Genomic DNA, 15,419 nt, shown 5'->3' with positions numbered 1-15,419 from the left:
GACGTGCTGTTGTTGTTAATTTACATAAATTGGATCGTGAATATGCACAACGTACGATTGATTTCTTAACTGGTGTTGTATTCGCTTTGGATGGAAAGATTCAAAAAATTGGTCAAAATGTAATTTTATGTTCACCTTCACAAATTGGTGTTCAAGGATCAATTAATCTTGGAAGTCCAGACGATTTTGATGATGCCGAATAATTTTAATTATAAAGGTCATGAATTGTTTGTTGCCTATATCAGGGATCAATTTCATTTGGTACATGTAAAGGCAAGGCCAATCGTGACCTCTTTTTTAAGTTTGACGCAGCAGAAAATCATTCAACAAATGATTCCATCGACTTTACATTATCAATTCATTGGTGGCTTTGAAAATGCGATTCGAAAAGTATGTATTTTATATGAAATAGAAGAAGAATTTCAAAATCCTATTGTTTGTCTATGCTCAAAAATTGATTCTCGCTTTAAAAAAATATCACATCGAGATATTTTAGGAACCTTAATGAGTTTAGGATTAGAACGAAATCAAATAGGGGATTTAATCATCTATCAAGATCATCTTTATATTTTCTGCATGCCATCGATTGCTGATTATATAAAACAATCTTGTACAATGATTGCACGCTGTCCAGTATCTTTAGAAGAAATTGAAAATGTAGATTTACCAATTGTTTGTTTTGAGAAAATTCAAATCAATTGTGCTTCTACCAGATTAGATGCCATTGTCGCAAATTTATCGCATTGCTCCAGAAAAGAAGCTATGAATAAAATTCATCATGGTTTGGTAAAACTTAATGATGTTCAACTTGAAGAAAATTGTCAATTATGTTTAAATGATATTGTTTCGATTCATCGAAGTGGAAAATACATTTTTCGAGGAATTCAGGCAACAACAAAAAAGAATCGATTGATTTTACAATTCGATCAATTTATTTAGCTAAGAAAAAGACGCGTTTTATTGTTCCTCTCATGTTAGAGAAAAGCTGGCTGGTGAAAAGCTTTATGATGTTCAATAAAATATCACTTTGAGCTGATTTTCTGAAATTAGTAAGAAAATCCGGGTAAATCCGTTATCGTTATTGAGTGTCTTTTATGTTTTCATAAAAGGAACTAAGGTGGTAATCGCGTGTAAGCGTCCTTAGATGGACGCTTTTTTTTTATTATTATTGAAAGGAAAAAGAAAATGGACTACAAAGAAACGTTACACATGCCAAAAACTGGTTTTGAAATGCGTGGGAATTTACCAAAAAAAGAACCAGGAATTCAAAAAAGATGGAAGGAAATGAATTTATATGAAAAAATGCTTTCGCAAAGAGAAGATGCGAAACCATTTATTCTACATGATGGGCCTCCATATGCCAATGGAGACATTCATTTAGGACATGCATTAAATAAAGTATTAAAAGATGTCATTAATCGTTCACATTTTATGATGGGAGACAAAATTGTTTATATTCCTGGATGGGATACACATGGTCTTCCTATTGAAACTGCTGTTACAAAATTAGGATACGATCGTAAGAAAATGCCATTGGCAGAATTTCGTAAAATCTGTCAAGACTATGCTTTGGAACAAGTTGAAAAACAAAAAGCTGGTTTCTTGTCTTTAGGTTCTATTGGAGATTATGATCATCCATATATTACACTACAAAAAGAATTTGAAGCATTACAAATTGATGTATTTGGAAAAATGGCAACAAAGGGATTGATTTATAAAGGATTAAAACCTGTTATCTGGTCACCAAGTTCTGAATCAGCTTTAGCCGAAGCAGAAGTAGAATATAAAGATGTAAAGAGTCCTACAATTTATGTAAAATTTCAAGTTAAAGATGGAAAAGGTGTTTTAACAAGTGATGATTCCTTTGTGATCTGGACAACAACACCTTGGACAATTCCAGCAAACCTGGGAATTTCGGTTCATCCAGATTTTGACTATGCCTTAGTTCGTACAGAAAAAGGAAATTTAGTCATGTTAGCTGAAATGGTAGATACTTTATGTGCTGAATTTAAGCTGGAACAAAAAGAAGTATTAAAAACATTCAAAGGAAAAGAATTTGAATACATTACATGTTACCATCCATTATATCCAGAAAGAGAATCTATTTTAATGTGTGGGGAACACGTTACAGCCGATGCCGGTACTGGATGCGTTCATACAGCACCTGGATTTGGTATGGATGACTTCCTGATTGGTATGAAATACAATTTACCAGTCTATGTGAATGTTGACGAAAAAGGATGCATGACAAAGGATTGTGGAGAATGGTTAGAAGGACAATATGTCGAAGATGCCAACAAAACAGTAACAATGCGTCTGGATGAATTAGGATCATTATTAAAACTACAATTTATTGTTCACTCTTATCCACATGACTGGCGTACAAAAAAACCAGTTATTTATCGTGCTACAACACAATGGTTTGCTTCCATTGATAAGATTCGCGATGAATTATTAGAACAAATCCACAGTGTAGAATGGACACCAAGCTGGGGAGAACAAAGAATGCACAACATGATTGCTGATCGAGGAGACTGGTGTATTTCTCGTCAACGTGCATGGGGTGTACCAATTCCAATTATTTATGGAGAGGACGATACTCCATTAATTGAACAAGAAATCTTTGATCATGTATCTGAATTATTTGCTCAATATGGATCCAATGTCTGGTTTGAAAGAGATGCTAAAGATTTATTACCAGAAGGCTATACTTCTATTCATTCACCTAATGGAGTATTTAGAAAAGAATTAGATACAATGGATGTCTGGTTTGATTCAGGTTCCAGCCATACTGGATGTATCAAACAAAGAGGATTGGATTATCCAGTGGATTTATATTTTGAAGGAAGCGACCAATATCGTGGATGGTTTAACTCAAGTTTAATTGTTGGAACAGCTGTTCATGGAAAAGCCCCTTATAAAGCTGTTTTATCACATGGATTTGTCATGGATGAAAAAGGACAAAAAATGTCTAAATCTTTATGGAATGCAGTTGCTCCTGGAGAAATCACAAAGAAATATGGAGCTGACATTCTTCGTTTATGGGCTTGTTCTGTGGATTATCAAGCCGATGTTTCAATGGGACAAAATATTTTAAAACAAGTTAGTGACAATTATCGTAAAGTACGTAATACATTTAGATTCTTAATGGCCAATTTAGATGATAATCAATTTAAAAAAGAAGATTGTCTGCCATTTAATGAATTATCCGATTTAAATAAATATATTTTAGTGCAATTACAAGCTGCCAATGAATATGTAGAAAAAGCCTATAAAGAATATCGATTCTCTGATATCGTGTCTTATTTATCGAATTTAATGACAAATGATTTATCAGCTTATTATTTAGATTATACAAAAGACATTCTTTATATCGAAAAAACAGATGCAAAAGAAAGACGCGAAGTACAAACCGTTTTATATACGGCAACGGAAGTCTTAACAAAATGCTGGGCACCAATTTTATCGCATACTTGTGAAGAAATTAATGATTTCATGAAATTTAATGAAGAATCCATTCATTTGGAAACATTTAAAAAATTAGATTTAGACTTTGATTGTGTTTCAATTCAAGAAAAAATGAAAGTTCTATTTGAAATTCGTAAAGACGTTTTCAAAGCATTGGAAGAAAAACGAGCTGAAAAATTAATTGGTAAGCCATTAGAAGCTAAAGTCATTTTACATGTTTCAGATGAACAAAAAGAAGTCATTGATTCTATGTTAGCTCATCCAGCGCAATGGTTTACAGTATCCCAAATGGAATTTGTACAAGATACTTTACCTCAATATGAAGTATGTCAAGTCCAAGTCGAAAAAGCCCAAGGAAGTGTATGTCCTCGTTGCTGGAATATTACACAAACAAATCACGAAGAAGGATTGTGTAATCGTTGTTTTGATGTATTGAATAAATAATGAAGGGAAGCGTTTTGCTTCCCTTATTCTATGTCATAAATATTAGAAATTTGAATTCTTTTCTGATTAAATACAATAAATCCTTTTTCAAAATCAATTTGAGATAATAAACCTTCTTCTGTTTTATAAAACCCATCTATATTGGATTTATCTTCTACAAAATATGTTAAACAAATAATTGGATTTTGACTTAAAATATTTTGATAATCACAAAGCTTTTGAATAATCTGGAAAATCATATCCTCGTTAAGTTCTATTTTTTTTGTATAACACTGATTAACTTCATCAATTTTTTCTTCAAATCCTTTTAAAGCCGAAAAAGGAAGAAAAATTTTAGCTCGATTTGTTAAGTCCATTTTAGGCTTAGAAAAAGGATATTTTAAATAAATCAAATCTTCTTCTTTCATGCTTTATGTCCTCCAATTTGTGTATTCCTTTCTAAAGTCGTAGCCCCTTGTTCTAGATTTGTACCCTTTACAATCGCATTTTTACCATATTTTTTTTGAATATCTAAAATTGTTTGATTCAGTTTTTCCTGTTCTATATTTTCTTCTACAGTCTCAAATAAAGACAATTGCTCAAAAGTTTCATTCATTTTTTTAACATTGTTACAACTCAACATAAAACGACGAATCAATAATGTTTCATCGACTTGTTTTTGATAAAAATCAAGTAAAAGATTTACTATTTTTTTAGAATCAGATGTATAGGTCTGTAAAGAAATCGATTTTGATAAACCTTTGGGAAGAATTCTTCCATACCCATCTTTTATTGTATTTCCTTTATAATTCGAAACAAATTCATAGCCAATATAAATGGAAATAGAATTTGTTTTACATCCTTTTTGAGTTAAATCCAAAACCATTTGATCTATCATTTCCTTTAAAATAATACAACCCTCTTTTTTAGAATACCCCCTGGATAATACTTGTCCATAAGAAAAACTTTTTAAAGAAGGACGATATGCTTTAATATGTTCCATTGTACATGGTTCATAACCCCATGCATGGTCAATTAATATTTCCGCATCAACACCAAATTCCTGATAAAACCAATCTTCGTTTTGAATCGATTGAATCGCTAATTCCTTCATAGTCGTTATTCCATTTTTTTCTAAACGAGAAGCGATTCCTTTTCCAATGCGCCAGAAATCCGTTAATGGTTTATGATTCCATAATTGTTTTCGAAAAGAAATTTCATCTAAAGAAGCAATACGAACCCCATTTTCATCTGGATTGGCATGTTTTGCGACAATATCCATGGCAACTTTTGCTAAATAAAGATTTGTTCCAATACCAGCTGTGGCAGTAATACCAGTTGTTTTATAAATTTCTTTTAATAAAAAAACACAAAAATCATGGGCATTCATTTTATAGAAAGACAAATACGAACTAATATCGATAAAGACTTCATCAATGCTATAGACATGAATGTCTTGTTCACTAATATATTTGGTATATACTTGATATATTTTTGTTGAATATTCAATATATAAAGACATACGAGGCGGGGCAATAATATAATTTATTTTTTTATTGTTTTTATTCTGGATTTCTAAACACTTTTGTTCCACTTCAAATAGACGACAACGACCTGGTAAGCCATATTGTTTTAAAGAAGGAGAAACGGCTAAACAAATCGTTGTTTGTGTTCTTGATTCATCGGCAACGACTAAATTAGTAGTAAGGGGATTCAATCCTCTTTCGATGCATTCTACCGATGCATAAAAAGATTTTAAATCAATGGCAATATAGGTTTTCATAAAAATAGTATATCAAAAAAAACACTAAGAAGTAGTGAATGAAATCTTAGTGTCTGGTGTGCAATAAATATTATAATTTTCATTTTGCAGTGTTTTTTCAATAGAACATTCCTGATTAGTTATCCAAATGGCTTGTATGTCAGTATCTTCTAAAAGCTTTATTCCATCTTCTACACTCAAACAAAATAATAAAGTGCTATATGCATCGGCTATGGCAGAGTCTTTACAAATGACAGTAACCGAACGATGAAGGTTGGCTGGATAGCCTGTATCTGGATCGATGATATGTGAATATTTTTGATTATCAATGGTATAGTAGCGCTGATAATCTCCACTGGTCACAATACATACATCTTCATTTGTCTGATAATCTAACAAGCTTTCATTGGAATCGGGGTCTTGTATTCCAATGTGCCAGTCTTTTTTTCCCAATAAAACAACATTGCCACCGGCATTGATAAAACCATTGTCACATCCTGCTTCATTTAATTTTTCTTTTACTTTTTGACTGGCATAGCCTTTGGCAATGCCACCTAAATCCAATTGAAGTTGTGGATCCAAATAATGAATCGTATTTCCCTGAATATCTAATAAATTAAATCCTATATGTTTTTTTGCTTCATGAATTTCATTTTCATCTGGTAAGAAACCATCTTTTCCTTGTTCATTTAATGAAATACCTTCTAATCGTTTTGTATGCCAGATGGATAAAAGAGAACCACTGGTAATATCAAATTTTGAATTGATTTCATATACTTTTTTAGCTATTTGAATACAATCAATTAATTCCTCATCAACCTGGATATATTCATTTTTTGCTTTTTGATTCAGTGTATATACATTATTGATGTCATTACTATGATATTGATCAAATAATTGATTATAGTATGTATAGGCTTCCTGTATTAGAGATACATAAGAATCAAATTCAGTTTTAGTTGTTGTACAGCTAAATGTAATGGCTGTATCAAATCCAACATTGGTCAAAGTAATGCTTTGTGTGGTTTCTTTTGGTTTTTGATTGGAAAGATAAAATAAAATAGATGCGATTAAAATCAAAAAACAAATCGAAAAAAGAAACCAGGATTGTATATTTTTTTTCATGGTTTTATTATAAGGACTTTTCCTGTCTTTGTCTAATCATGAACTTGAAACACACGGTGATTAGGAATAAAATAGAGACATTGGAGGGATTGTCTATGTCACTATTTTTAGGACCAATGAGGCACCATATTCCTGGTAAAAAAGAATTATCGGATCATAAAGATATTCTGAATTTGTTACCAAAAAAAGAAGTATATCTTCCCTTAATTGCAGGGAATAATACAAATTTCAATGTTTTGGTACAAGAAGGAGATCGTGTAAAAGTTGGTACAAAACTAGCGGAAACTGCTAGTGGTTTCTACATTCCAATTTATTCAAGTGTTTCTGGTACTTATAAAGGATGTGCAAAACGCATGCATAGTTCTTTAAAGCCACAGATGCATATGATAATTGAATTAGATGGTTTACAGGAAAGTGTTCCATCGTTCGAGCCTTTGGATTATCAAAGTGCAACATGGGAACAATGTGTTGATTTTATTAAAAATGCTGGAATTGTTGGTTTAGGTGGAGCTGGTTTTCCAGCTTATATCAAATATTCTAAGCCCAATGGAATTGATGCATTATTGATAAATGCAGTAGAATGTGAACCATATATTACGGCCGACTATAAAATGATTCAAAGTCGTGTACAGGATTTAGTTACAGGTTGTTTGATTTTACAGAAAATGGCAACATGTAATGTTGTATATATTTGTATAAAAGAAAGTCATCCCGACTTAATTGATTTGGTAAAAAAAGCAGTTTCTTCTCATTCAAGTTTACAAGTTAAACCTGTACCGGATGTTTATCCAATGGGATGGGAACGTGTATTGGTTCGTGAAGTTCTTCATAAAGAATATGATCGCCTGCCAGCTGAAGCTGGAGCCATTGTCAGCAATGCTACGACTGCCATTGCTACGGCGCAGGCATTTGAAAAAGGCCAGGCTATTGTTTCTAAAATGGTTACTGTTTCTGGAGAAGGCGTTAAAAATCCAATGAATGTTTATGTTCCAGTAGGGACTTGTGTCAAAGAAATTATGGAAGCTTGTGGTGGATATACAAGTGATAGTGTTCGCTTGATTGCAGGTGGACCAATGATGGGAAAAACTGTTGTGAATGAATTATGGGTTGTCGATCGTGCAACCAATGCGATTACAGTTCTTCCACATGTGGCAGATGATGCCATTGCTTGTTTACGATGTGGAAAATGTTCCGATCATTGTCCTGCTGGATTACAGCCAGTTCGTATTGCCCAGGCAGTGCAAGCTAATAATTTAGAAGAAATGGAAAAGCGAGGGGCTTTAAGTTGTATTGAATGTGGTTTATGTTCTTATAATTGTCCTTCTCATATTGATGTAACCGAAAATGTGCGCAAGGCAAAACGAGTCTTGATGATGAAGAAGAAATAGGAGGTGTTGTGTATGAAGTTTAATTTTCATGTAAGTCCCAATATAAAAGGAAAACAGACAACACAATCTATTATGCGCGATTTGACGATTGGTTTGCTGGTTGTCTTTATAGCTTCAGTTATTTATTATGGTACTTGCTGGTCAATGACATATGCATTGCAATGTATCTTATTATTAGCAAGTTCACTAGTCACGACTTTTGTTTGTGAAGCTGTTTTTGCGAAAGTCATGAAAAAAGAAATTAAATCGTATTTAAAAAATTCATTTGGATGGGTAACAGCCATTATTTTAACATTGATGGTTCCAATTTCCACTCGAATTTATGCACTCGTGATTGCAACGGCTTTTAGTATTATATTTGGTAAATTATTATTTGGTGGTTTTGGACAAAATATATTCAATCCAGCAGCTGTGGGAAGAGCTACCATTTTTGCTGCTTTTGCAGGAATGACAACGAATTTAGTGACAAGTGCTACACCAACAACTGTTTTGGCTAGTACATATCATTGGCTACCAGGTAGTGCGCAGGCACTGGATGCTTTCTTAGCTGAATTTGGTGGATTTTCTTCCTTGGCTCTGGGCTTGTATCCGGGAGCATTGGGTGAAACGTTTACAATATTAATTTTAATTATTGGTATTGTCTTAATCATTCGTGATGTCATCGACTGGAGAGTTCCTGTTGTTTATTTAACAACGATTGTAGTGATGAGTGCTATTGTTGCTTTGTTTGCTGGATTGGAATCCTATCATGGTATTCCAGCTATCATCTGGTATCCACTTATTCAAATTTTAACAGGTGGTGTAGTTTTTGGTGGTGTCTTTATGTTGACCGATCCAGTAACTTCACCAACAAGTGCATCAGGTCGTACTTTATTTGCGATGGGAGCTGCAATTTTAACGGTTTTGATTCGTTTATGTGCGAATTTACCAGAAGGTTGTTTATATTCGATTTTATTAATGAATATGTTTACACCTTTAATTGAATCACTTTTAGATGGAAAACAATTGGAAATTAAGAAAAAAGCAATAAAAGGGTTTATTTGTTTTGCGATTCTTGGATTGGCTGTTTCCATTTTTGCGGCAACTTCTGTTGAATCGGTTTCAACAACTATGAAAAATGAAATCAATGTACAGGAGGAAAACATATGAAAAAGGCAATTCAACTGGGTTTATTTTTAGCCATTGTAGCGGCTTTGGCAGGCGGGGCTTTATCCTATGTCAATGGTATTACAGCGCCTATTATTGCTGAAAATGAATTGAAACTGGAAAAAGAGTCTTTATTATCTATGTATCCCGATGCCAATGATGATGAATTTGTTTTAATTGATGGTTTAACTTCTTCTACCATTCAAAAAGTATATCAATATAATGATTATTATATATTCAATATGAAAGTTTCTGGCTATAAAGATGGAACTAATTTCTTAGTTTCAATTGATTCCACTACAGGCATTATTGATCAATATCAGCCACTTTCAAATGGAGATACAAAAGGATTGGGATCCCAAGTTATGGATGAACCATTTATTGCTTCACTTGAAGGAAAAGAAGCTTCTTCTCAATTGGATACCATTAGCGGGGCAACTGTATCAAGTACACCTGTTATCAATGGAATCCATGAAGCTTATGAAGTGATGAAGGGAATAAAATAGGAGGTAGTTTATGAATCGCTGGCAAAATTTTAAAGCTGGTTTAATTAAAGATAATCCGGTTTTTTCTCTTTATTTAGGAATTTGTTCGACACTGGCCATTACGACAACCGTTAACAATGCCATTGGAATGGGTGTAGCAGTAATTATGGTTTTAATTATGTCAAATGTTATTGTTTCCTGTATTCGAAAAATTACACCCGATGAAATTCGTATTCCTGTTTATATTGTGATTATTGCTTCTTTGGTTACAATCATTCAAATGTTAATTCAGGCTTTTGCTCCTTCTTTAAATGACAGCTTAGGTGTCTTTATTCCATTGATTGTCGTAAACTGTATCATTTTAGGGCGTGCGGAAGCATTCGCAAGCAAAAATACAGTATTAGATTCAGCAATTGATGGATTAGGAATGGGACTTGGTTATACATTGGCTGTTATTGTTATGTCATTTATTCGTGAAATATTGGCAACAGGTGGATGTACCATTACCAATCCATTTAATACAGCTCAAGTATTATTGAGTTTTACGATTATTCCAGAACAATATACAATTAGCATGTTTGGTTCTTCGGTAGGGGCCTTTGTGACATTTGCCATTTTAGCTGCCATTGTTGCTTCGATGAAAAACAAAGAAGCTGATCGCATTGCGCAAGCTGAAAAAGAAGCAAAGAAAAAAGAAATGGAAGCCAAAAAACAAGCGGCTTTAGCCAATAAGAAAGGAGCGAATGCTCTATGATTAAAGAATTAGCCACTTTATTAGTTACAAGTGTATTAATTAACAATGCGATTTTAAATCAATTCTTAGGAATGTGTCCATTTATGGGTGTTTCCAAGAAAAGAAGTTCTGCATTGGGAATGGGAATTGCGGTAGTTTTTGTCATTGTGGTTGCTTCCGTTGTGACATATGCTCTTTATTATCTTGTATTGGTTCCATTACAAATTGAATATATGAAATTAATTACTTTTATTTTAGTAATTGCTTCATTGGTACAATTGTGTGAAATGTTTATAAAGAAAACAAGTCCTTCTTTATATAAATCACTGGGAGTCTATCTTCCTTTGATTACAACAAACTGTGTTGTATTAAATTGTTGTTTAGCTAATATTTCCAATGGATATGGAATTGCTCAAATGCTTGTATATTCTATAGGAACACCACTTGGATTTGCTTTAGTTCTTTATATTTTTTCAAGTATTCGTGAACGCTTAGAAACAAGTGAAGTGCCACGTTCTTTTATTGGAAATCCCATTGCTTTAATTGTAGCTGCTATTATGGCTATGGCATTTAGTGGTTTAGCAGGCATTGTATAATGAAAACAATTTTAGCTATATTATTTTTTGGTATTTTACTTGGAATTTATATTTTCTTATATTTATCCAATAAAAAAACACCATTACCAGAAGGATGCGAAAATTTAAAAGCTGATTGTGAAGGATGCCATGATTTTGCTTGTACCAATCATCCTGCACATCATAGAAAGAAGGAAGAAAACCAATGATATATGCGATTGTTGTTATGTTGGCATTAGGAGCCGTTTTAGGAATTGGACTTGGAATTGCCGATAAATTTTTAAAAGTTGAAGCCGATCCAAGAGTGGATCAAGTTTCTTCATTATTGCCTAATTATAACTGTGGAGGATGTGGATACGCTGGTTGTTCGGCTTTAGCAGAAGCCATGGTCAATAAAGAAGTATCTACTTTTATGTGTAAGCCTTGTAAGGCGGATAAAAAACAAGAAATAATTGATTATTTAGCGAATACGCCTGGACCGGATGGTTTAACAGTGCAGATTAAGGGTTAATGCAATGGAGCATGAAAATTAAATGATTTTTATGCTCTTTTTTTGTAAAAATGAAAATTTTTTCTCATTTATTGAAAGATTTTCAACATTTATGTATAATATTAAATATATTACTGAGAGGATGTGAATGAATTGTTTAAATACATTGTAAAGCGTGTGCTCATTGGTTTTGTAACTCTTTTTATTTTGGCAACCGCAACCTTTTTCTTAATGAAAATTACACCTGGTTCGCCATTCAGTGCTGAAAAATACAAAAGCCCTGAAGCACTTGCAGCTGCTAAAGCAAAATATAATTTAGATAAGCCAATTATGGAACAATATGTTCTATATATGAAAGATTTAGCACATGGTGATTTAGGCGAAAGTATGGTCCATCAGGGGAATACAGTATGGTATTATATTGAACATGGTTTCCCTGTAACAGCTCGTCTAGGTGTAGTTGCTTTCTTGTTATCTGTTTTTGGTGGAATATCTTTAGGCGCGGCCGCGGCCTTGTCTAAGAAAAAATGGGTCAATAACCTTTGTATGGTTGTTGCAACTATTGGAGTCAGTGTTCCTTCTTTCCTGATTGCAATGTTATTGATCATTGTATTTGGTGTTGAATTAAAAGTACTACCATTTGTTGGTTTATCTAAACCAGCCAATTACGTACTACCTGCAATTTCATTGTCATTGTATCCAATTGCTATGATAGCTCGTTTAACACGCAGTTCATTATTAGAAGTCATGAAACAAGATTATATAATTTTAGCGCGTTCAAAAGGAACACCGTATCGAAAAGTTATCATTAAACACGCTTTGAAAAACGCAATGCTTCCTGTTATAACATATTGCGGACCAATGTTTGCTTTCTTATTAACGGGTTCATTTGTTATTGAAAATGCATTCTCTATTCCTGGGATTGGAAAAACATTTATTACATGTGTAACCGATCGTGATTACACAGTGATTATGGGGGTTACGATTTTCCTTGGAATTATTATCATTACATTTAACTTATTGTCGGATATTATTTCGGCTTTAATTGATCCACGTATTAAATTGAAGTAAGGAGGGAAACAAAATGGAAAATAATAAAGATTTTGAATTGACTCCGGATTTATTTGAACGATTGGATGAATCAGATAAAAATGCTGAAAAAATCGCATATGAAAGTAAAACATATTTTCAGGATGCATGGTCAAGATTTAAACAAAATAAATTAGCTTTAATTGGATTATGCTTTTTGGCTGTCATGGTTGTTTGTTGTATTGTGATTCCTATGATTTCACCATATACCTATGATGGACAAAATATGGCTATTGCCAGTCAAAATCCAAGTTTACAACACTTAATGGGTACCGATCGATTTGGACGTGATATATTAGTTCGTGTTATGTGTGGTGGACGAATTTCTTTAAGTGTAGGTGTTATTGCTGCTTTTATTGCTTTAATTGTTGGTGTCATTTATGGTGGTATTTCTGGATATGTAGGTGGTAAAGTCGATATGGTCATGATGCGTATTGTTGACTGTATGTATTCTATTCCAGATACTTTATATGTAATTTTGATTGTTGTTGTATTAGAACCAAGTATGTTTTCTATTTTATTAGGTATTTCCATTTCAAGCTGGATGGGAATGTCACGTCAGGTACGTGCTCAGGTTCTAACATTGAAGGAACAGGAATTTTCTTTAGCGGCTTTTGTATTAGGAGCCAGTCCAAAACGTATTTTATTTAAACATTTAATTATTAACTCAATGGGACCAATCATTGTTCAATTTACAATGTTAGTGCCAGCTGCAATTTTCTCTGAAGCAACACTTGGATATTTGGGAATTGGTTTAAGTGTTCCACAAGCATCTTGGGGTACTTTAGCAAATGATGCCAAGAGTTTAGTTTCAACGCGTCCTCTAGAATGTATGTGGCCAATTTTAGCTATTTGTTTAACAATGCTGGCTTTAAATTTTATTGGAGATGGATTAGGCGATGCGCTGGATCCGAAAAAGAAATAGGAGGTTTTGAATTATGGCTATGTTAGAAGTAAATCACTTATCAACCGAATTCAAAACAGAAAACGGAGCTGTAAAAGCAGTTCGTGATGTTTCTTTTAAAGTTGAAAAAGGTGAAGTATTAGGTATTGTAGGAGAATCTGGTTCCGGTAAATCTCAGACAATGTTTTCTATTATGGGTTTATTAAGTGGAAACGGAAAAGTTACGGAAGGGGATATCACCATTGATGGAAAAGATATCAGTCCGAAAAATTATACACCAAAAGAATATGAAACATTAATGTCAGATATTCGTGGAAATGATATGGCGATGATTTTTCAGGATCCTATGACTTTTTTAAATCCTGTATTAAAAATTGGTACACAATTGATTGAACCTATTTTAAATCATAATGATGTTTCAAAAGAAGAAGCAACAAAACGTGCAATTGAATTAATGAAAAAAGTAGGTATTCCTTCTCCTGAAACAAGATTAAATCAATATCCTTTTGAATTTTCAGGGGGAATGCGTCAGCGTATTATTATAGCGATTGCTTTAGCATGTAATCCAAAAATTATTATCGCCGATGAACCGACTACTGCATTAGATGTTACAATTCAAGCACAAGTATTGGATTTGATTGCTCATTTAAAAGAAGAAATTGATTCAGGAATTATCATGATTACACATGACTTAGGTGTTGTTGCCAGCATTTGTGATCGTATTAATATTATGTATGGAGGAAAAGTTGTAGAAAGTGGAACCGCAGATGAAATTTTCTATGATCCTAAGCATCCTTATACAATTGGATTATTATCTTGTATTTCCAATCCAGAAGAAAAAGAGAAAAAGGAATTGCATCCAATTCCTGGTTCTCCTCCTGATTTATTAAATATTGAAGACTATTGTCCATTTGCGGATCGTTGTGAAAAAGCAATGAAAATTTGTAAAATGAAAATGCCAGAACAAAAACAATACTCTTCTACACATACTTGTTCTTGCTGGTTAGCGCATCCGCTAGCACAAAAGAAGGGAGAATAAATATGCCAAAACCAATTTTAGAAATTAAAGATTTAAAAGTATATTTTGGTGGGGGTGGTGTATTTAAAAAAGCCCCTCTTGTAAAAGCCGTTGATGGATTAAATTTAACTGTTTATGAAAACGAAACTTTTGGTTTGGTTGGAGAATCTGGTTGTGGAAAATCTACAACAGGTCGTGCTATTGTAAAAATTAATAAAATTACTGATGGTCATATTTACTATAATGGAGTAGATATTGATGAAATCAAGGGAGATCAATTGAAGCAATTTAAACAAGATGTTCAAATGATTTTCCAAGATCCATATGCTTCTTTAAATCCTCGTATGACTGTAGGAGAAATCATACGAGAACCAATGGATATTCATAACATTGGAACAAAAGAAGAAAGAGAAACTCGTGTTCGTGAGTTACTGGAAATAGTTGGTTTAAAACCAGACCATATTCGTCGTTATCCACATGAGTTCTCTGGAGGACAAAGACAACGTATTGGGATTGCTCGTACTTTGGCTTTGAATCCTAAATTTATTGTTTGCGACGAACCAATCTCGGCTCTTGATGTTTCTATTCAGGCTCAAGTCATTAACTTGTTAGAGGAACTTCAAAAAGAGATGGGAATTTCTTATTTATTCATTGCCCATGATTTGAGTATGGTCAAACATATTTCAGATCGAATTGGTGTTATGTATTTAGGAAATTTAGTCGAAGTTGGGGATGCAGAACCTCTTTATCGTCAACCAATGCATCCTTATACACAAGCGTTGTTATCATCTGTTCCTATTCCAGATCCAAAAA

The 15,419-nt window shown here is 33.2% G+C and carries 17 protein-coding genes and 1 other annotated feature; of the genes, 14 read left to right on the top strand and 3 right to left on the bottom strand.

The annotated features are described in order from the left end of the window. From ACI32A_RS02120 to ileS, 3 genes are all read left to right on the top strand, one after another. On the top strand, positions 1-203 hold a 203-nt coding region (locus ACI32A_RS02120), incomplete at its 5' end, for a cell division protein SepF (protein ID WP_439753371.1). Then, positions 193-939 (top strand): YlmH/Sll1252 family protein, encoded by a 747-nt coding sequence (locus tag ACI32A_RS02115; RefSeq protein WP_439753370.1) that lies wholly within the window; start codon positions 193-195, stop codon positions 937-939. The genes ACI32A_RS02120 and ACI32A_RS02115, both read left to right, overlap by 11 nt. Further along, positions 933-1,145, top strand: a binding site (T-box leader). Its footprint overlaps the gene before it by 7 nt. Positions 1,146-1,185: 40 nt before the next feature. After that, positions 1,186-3,912, top strand: coding sequence for an isoleucine--tRNA ligase (ileS, locus tag ACI32A_RS02110; RefSeq protein ID WP_439753369.1), 2,727 nt, complete (start codon positions 1,186-1,188; stop codon positions 3,910-3,912). Between the two features lie 23 nt (positions 3,913-3,935). Here ileS and ACI32A_RS02105 read toward each other — a convergent pair whose 3' ends face one another. The 3 genes from ACI32A_RS02105 to ACI32A_RS02095 are packed head-to-tail and all read right to left on the bottom strand — an operon-like array spanning position 3,936 to position 6,778. Continuing rightward, positions 3,936-4,319, bottom strand: a complete 384-nt coding sequence (locus tag ACI32A_RS02105) for a hypothetical protein (RefSeq protein ID WP_439753368.1) — start codon at positions 4,317-4,319, stop codon at positions 3,936-3,938. Further along, complete coding sequence (locus ACI32A_RS02100; RefSeq protein WP_439753367.1) at positions 4,316-5,674, bottom strand: DinB/UmuC family translesion DNA polymerase; 1,359 nt, start codon at positions 5,672-5,674, stop codon at positions 4,316-4,318. The genes ACI32A_RS02105 and ACI32A_RS02100 overlap by 4 nt, the downstream gene beginning before the upstream one ends. 24 nt (positions 5,675-5,698) lie before the next feature. Next, positions 5,699-6,778: an FAD:protein FMN transferase gene (locus ACI32A_RS02095; protein WP_439753366.1), complete on the bottom strand. Its 1,080-nt coding sequence runs from the start codon at positions 6,776-6,778 to the stop codon at positions 5,699-5,701. Between the two features lie 95 nt (positions 6,779-6,873). On the opposite strand from ACI32A_RS02095, the gene ACI32A_RS02090 reads away from it, so the two are divergent. The 11 genes from ACI32A_RS02090 to ACI32A_RS02040 all read left to right on the top strand — a co-directional run. Then, positions 6,874-8,166: an RnfABCDGE type electron transport complex subunit C gene (locus ACI32A_RS02090; protein ID WP_439753365.1), complete on the top strand. Its 1,293-nt coding sequence runs from the start codon at positions 6,874-6,876 to the stop codon at positions 8,164-8,166. 12 nt (positions 8,167-8,178) lie between these two features. After that, entirely contained in the window at positions 8,179-9,315 is a 1,137-nt protein-coding gene (locus tag ACI32A_RS02085; protein WP_439753364.1) for an RnfABCDGE type electron transport complex subunit D, read from the top strand. Further along, the gene (locus ACI32A_RS02080) at positions 9,312-9,818 is read left to right on the top strand and encodes an FMN-binding protein (protein WP_439753363.1); all 507 of its coding nucleotides are present in this window, start codon (positions 9,312-9,314) and stop codon (positions 9,816-9,818) included. The genes ACI32A_RS02085 and ACI32A_RS02080 overlap by 4 nt, the downstream gene beginning before the upstream one ends. Before the next feature lie 10 nt (positions 9,819-9,828). Next, entirely contained in the window at positions 9,829-10,551 is a 723-nt protein-coding gene (gene rsxE, locus ACI32A_RS02075) for an electron transport complex subunit RsxE (protein WP_439753362.1), read from the top strand. After that, positions 10,548-11,126: an electron transport complex protein RnfA gene (locus ACI32A_RS02070; RefSeq protein WP_439753361.1), complete on the top strand. Its 579-nt coding sequence runs from the start codon at positions 10,548-10,550 to the stop codon at positions 11,124-11,126. The genes rsxE and ACI32A_RS02070 overlap by 4 nt, the downstream gene beginning before the upstream one ends. Next, positions 11,126-11,314: a hypothetical protein gene (locus tag ACI32A_RS02065; RefSeq protein WP_439753360.1), complete on the top strand. Its 189-nt coding sequence runs from the start codon at positions 11,126-11,128 to the stop codon at positions 11,312-11,314. The genes ACI32A_RS02070 and ACI32A_RS02065 overlap by 1 nt, the downstream gene beginning before the upstream one ends. Continuing rightward, the gene (locus tag ACI32A_RS02060; protein ID WP_439753359.1) at positions 11,311-11,616 is read left to right on the top strand and encodes a (Fe-S)-binding protein; all 306 of its coding nucleotides are present in this window, start codon (positions 11,311-11,313) and stop codon (positions 11,614-11,616) included. The genes ACI32A_RS02065 and ACI32A_RS02060 overlap by 4 nt, the downstream gene beginning before the upstream one ends. A gap of 132 nt (positions 11,617-11,748) precedes the next feature. Then, on the top strand, positions 11,749-12,666 hold the full coding sequence (locus ACI32A_RS02055) for an ABC transporter permease (RefSeq protein WP_439753358.1): 918 nt from the start codon (positions 11,749-11,751) through the stop codon (positions 12,664-12,666). Between the two features lie 13 nt (positions 12,667-12,679). Then, positions 12,680-13,609: an ABC transporter permease gene (locus ACI32A_RS02050; protein WP_439753357.1), complete on the top strand. Its 930-nt coding sequence runs from the start codon at positions 12,680-12,682 to the stop codon at positions 13,607-13,609. A 13-nt stretch (positions 13,610-13,622) separates the two neighbouring features. Then, a complete protein-coding gene (locus tag ACI32A_RS02045; RefSeq protein WP_439753356.1) occupies positions 13,623-14,627 on the top strand; it encodes an ABC transporter ATP-binding protein in 1,005 nt (334 codons plus the stop codon). A gap of 2 nt (positions 14,628-14,629) precedes the next feature. Further along, positions 14,630-15,419: ABC transporter ATP-binding protein (locus ACI32A_RS02040; protein WP_439753355.1), on the top strand; the 790-nt coding region annotated here is incomplete at its 3' end.

The organism is Floccifex sp. (genome assembly GCF_051873555.1).
Classification (GTDB): Bacteria; Bacillota_I; Bacilli_A; order Erysipelotrichales; family Erysipelotrichaceae; genus Floccifex.
This window is presented reverse-complemented; position numbering and strand designations above follow the sequence as displayed.

What these genes read in the sequence shown, in the direction of transcription:
- ACI32A_RS02080 (WP_439753363.1), top strand. Translation starts at nt 9,312, where the DNA reads ATGAAAAAGGCAATTCAACTGGGTTTATTTTTAGCCATTGTAGCGGCT.
- ACI32A_RS02100 (WP_439753367.1), bottom strand. Translation starts at nt 5,674, where the DNA reads ATGAAAACCTATATTGCCATTGATTTAAAATCTTTTTATGCATCGGTA.
- ACI32A_RS02060 (WP_439753359.1), top strand. Translation starts at nt 11,311, where the DNA reads ATGATATATGCGATTGTTGTTATGTTGGCATTAGGAGCCGTTTTAGGA.
- ACI32A_RS02115 (WP_439753370.1), top strand. Translation starts at nt 193, where the DNA reads ATGCCGAATAATTTTAATTATAAAGGTCATGAATTGTTTGTTGCCTAT.
- rsxE (WP_439753362.1), top strand. Translation starts at nt 9,829, where the DNA reads ATGAATCGCTGGCAAAATTTTAAAGCTGGTTTAATTAAAGATAATCCG.
- ACI32A_RS02085 (WP_439753364.1), top strand. Translation starts at nt 8,179, where the DNA reads ATGAAGTTTAATTTTCATGTAAGTCCCAATATAAAAGGAAAACAGACA.
- ACI32A_RS02050 (WP_439753357.1), top strand. Translation starts at nt 12,680, where the DNA reads ATGGAAAATAATAAAGATTTTGAATTGACTCCGGATTTATTTGAACGA.
- ileS (WP_439753369.1), top strand. Translation starts at nt 1,186, where the DNA reads ATGGACTACAAAGAAACGTTACACATGCCAAAAACTGGTTTTGAAATG.
- ACI32A_RS02095 (WP_439753366.1), bottom strand. Translation starts at nt 6,778, where the DNA reads ATGAAAAAAAATATACAATCCTGGTTTCTTTTTTCGATTTGTTTTTTG.
- ACI32A_RS02065 (WP_439753360.1), top strand. Translation starts at nt 11,126, where the DNA reads ATGAAAACAATTTTAGCTATATTATTTTTTGGTATTTTACTTGGAATT.
- ACI32A_RS02090 (WP_439753365.1), top strand. Translation starts at nt 6,874, where the DNA reads ATGTCACTATTTTTAGGACCAATGAGGCACCATATTCCTGGTAAAAAA.
- ACI32A_RS02070 (WP_439753361.1), top strand. Translation starts at nt 10,548, where the DNA reads ATGATTAAAGAATTAGCCACTTTATTAGTTACAAGTGTATTAATTAAC.
- ACI32A_RS02105 (WP_439753368.1), bottom strand. Translation starts at nt 4,319, where the DNA reads ATGAAAGAAGAAGATTTGATTTATTTAAAATATCCTTTTTCTAAGCCT.
- ACI32A_RS02045 (WP_439753356.1), top strand. Translation starts at nt 13,623, where the DNA reads ATGGCTATGTTAGAAGTAAATCACTTATCAACCGAATTCAAAACAGAA.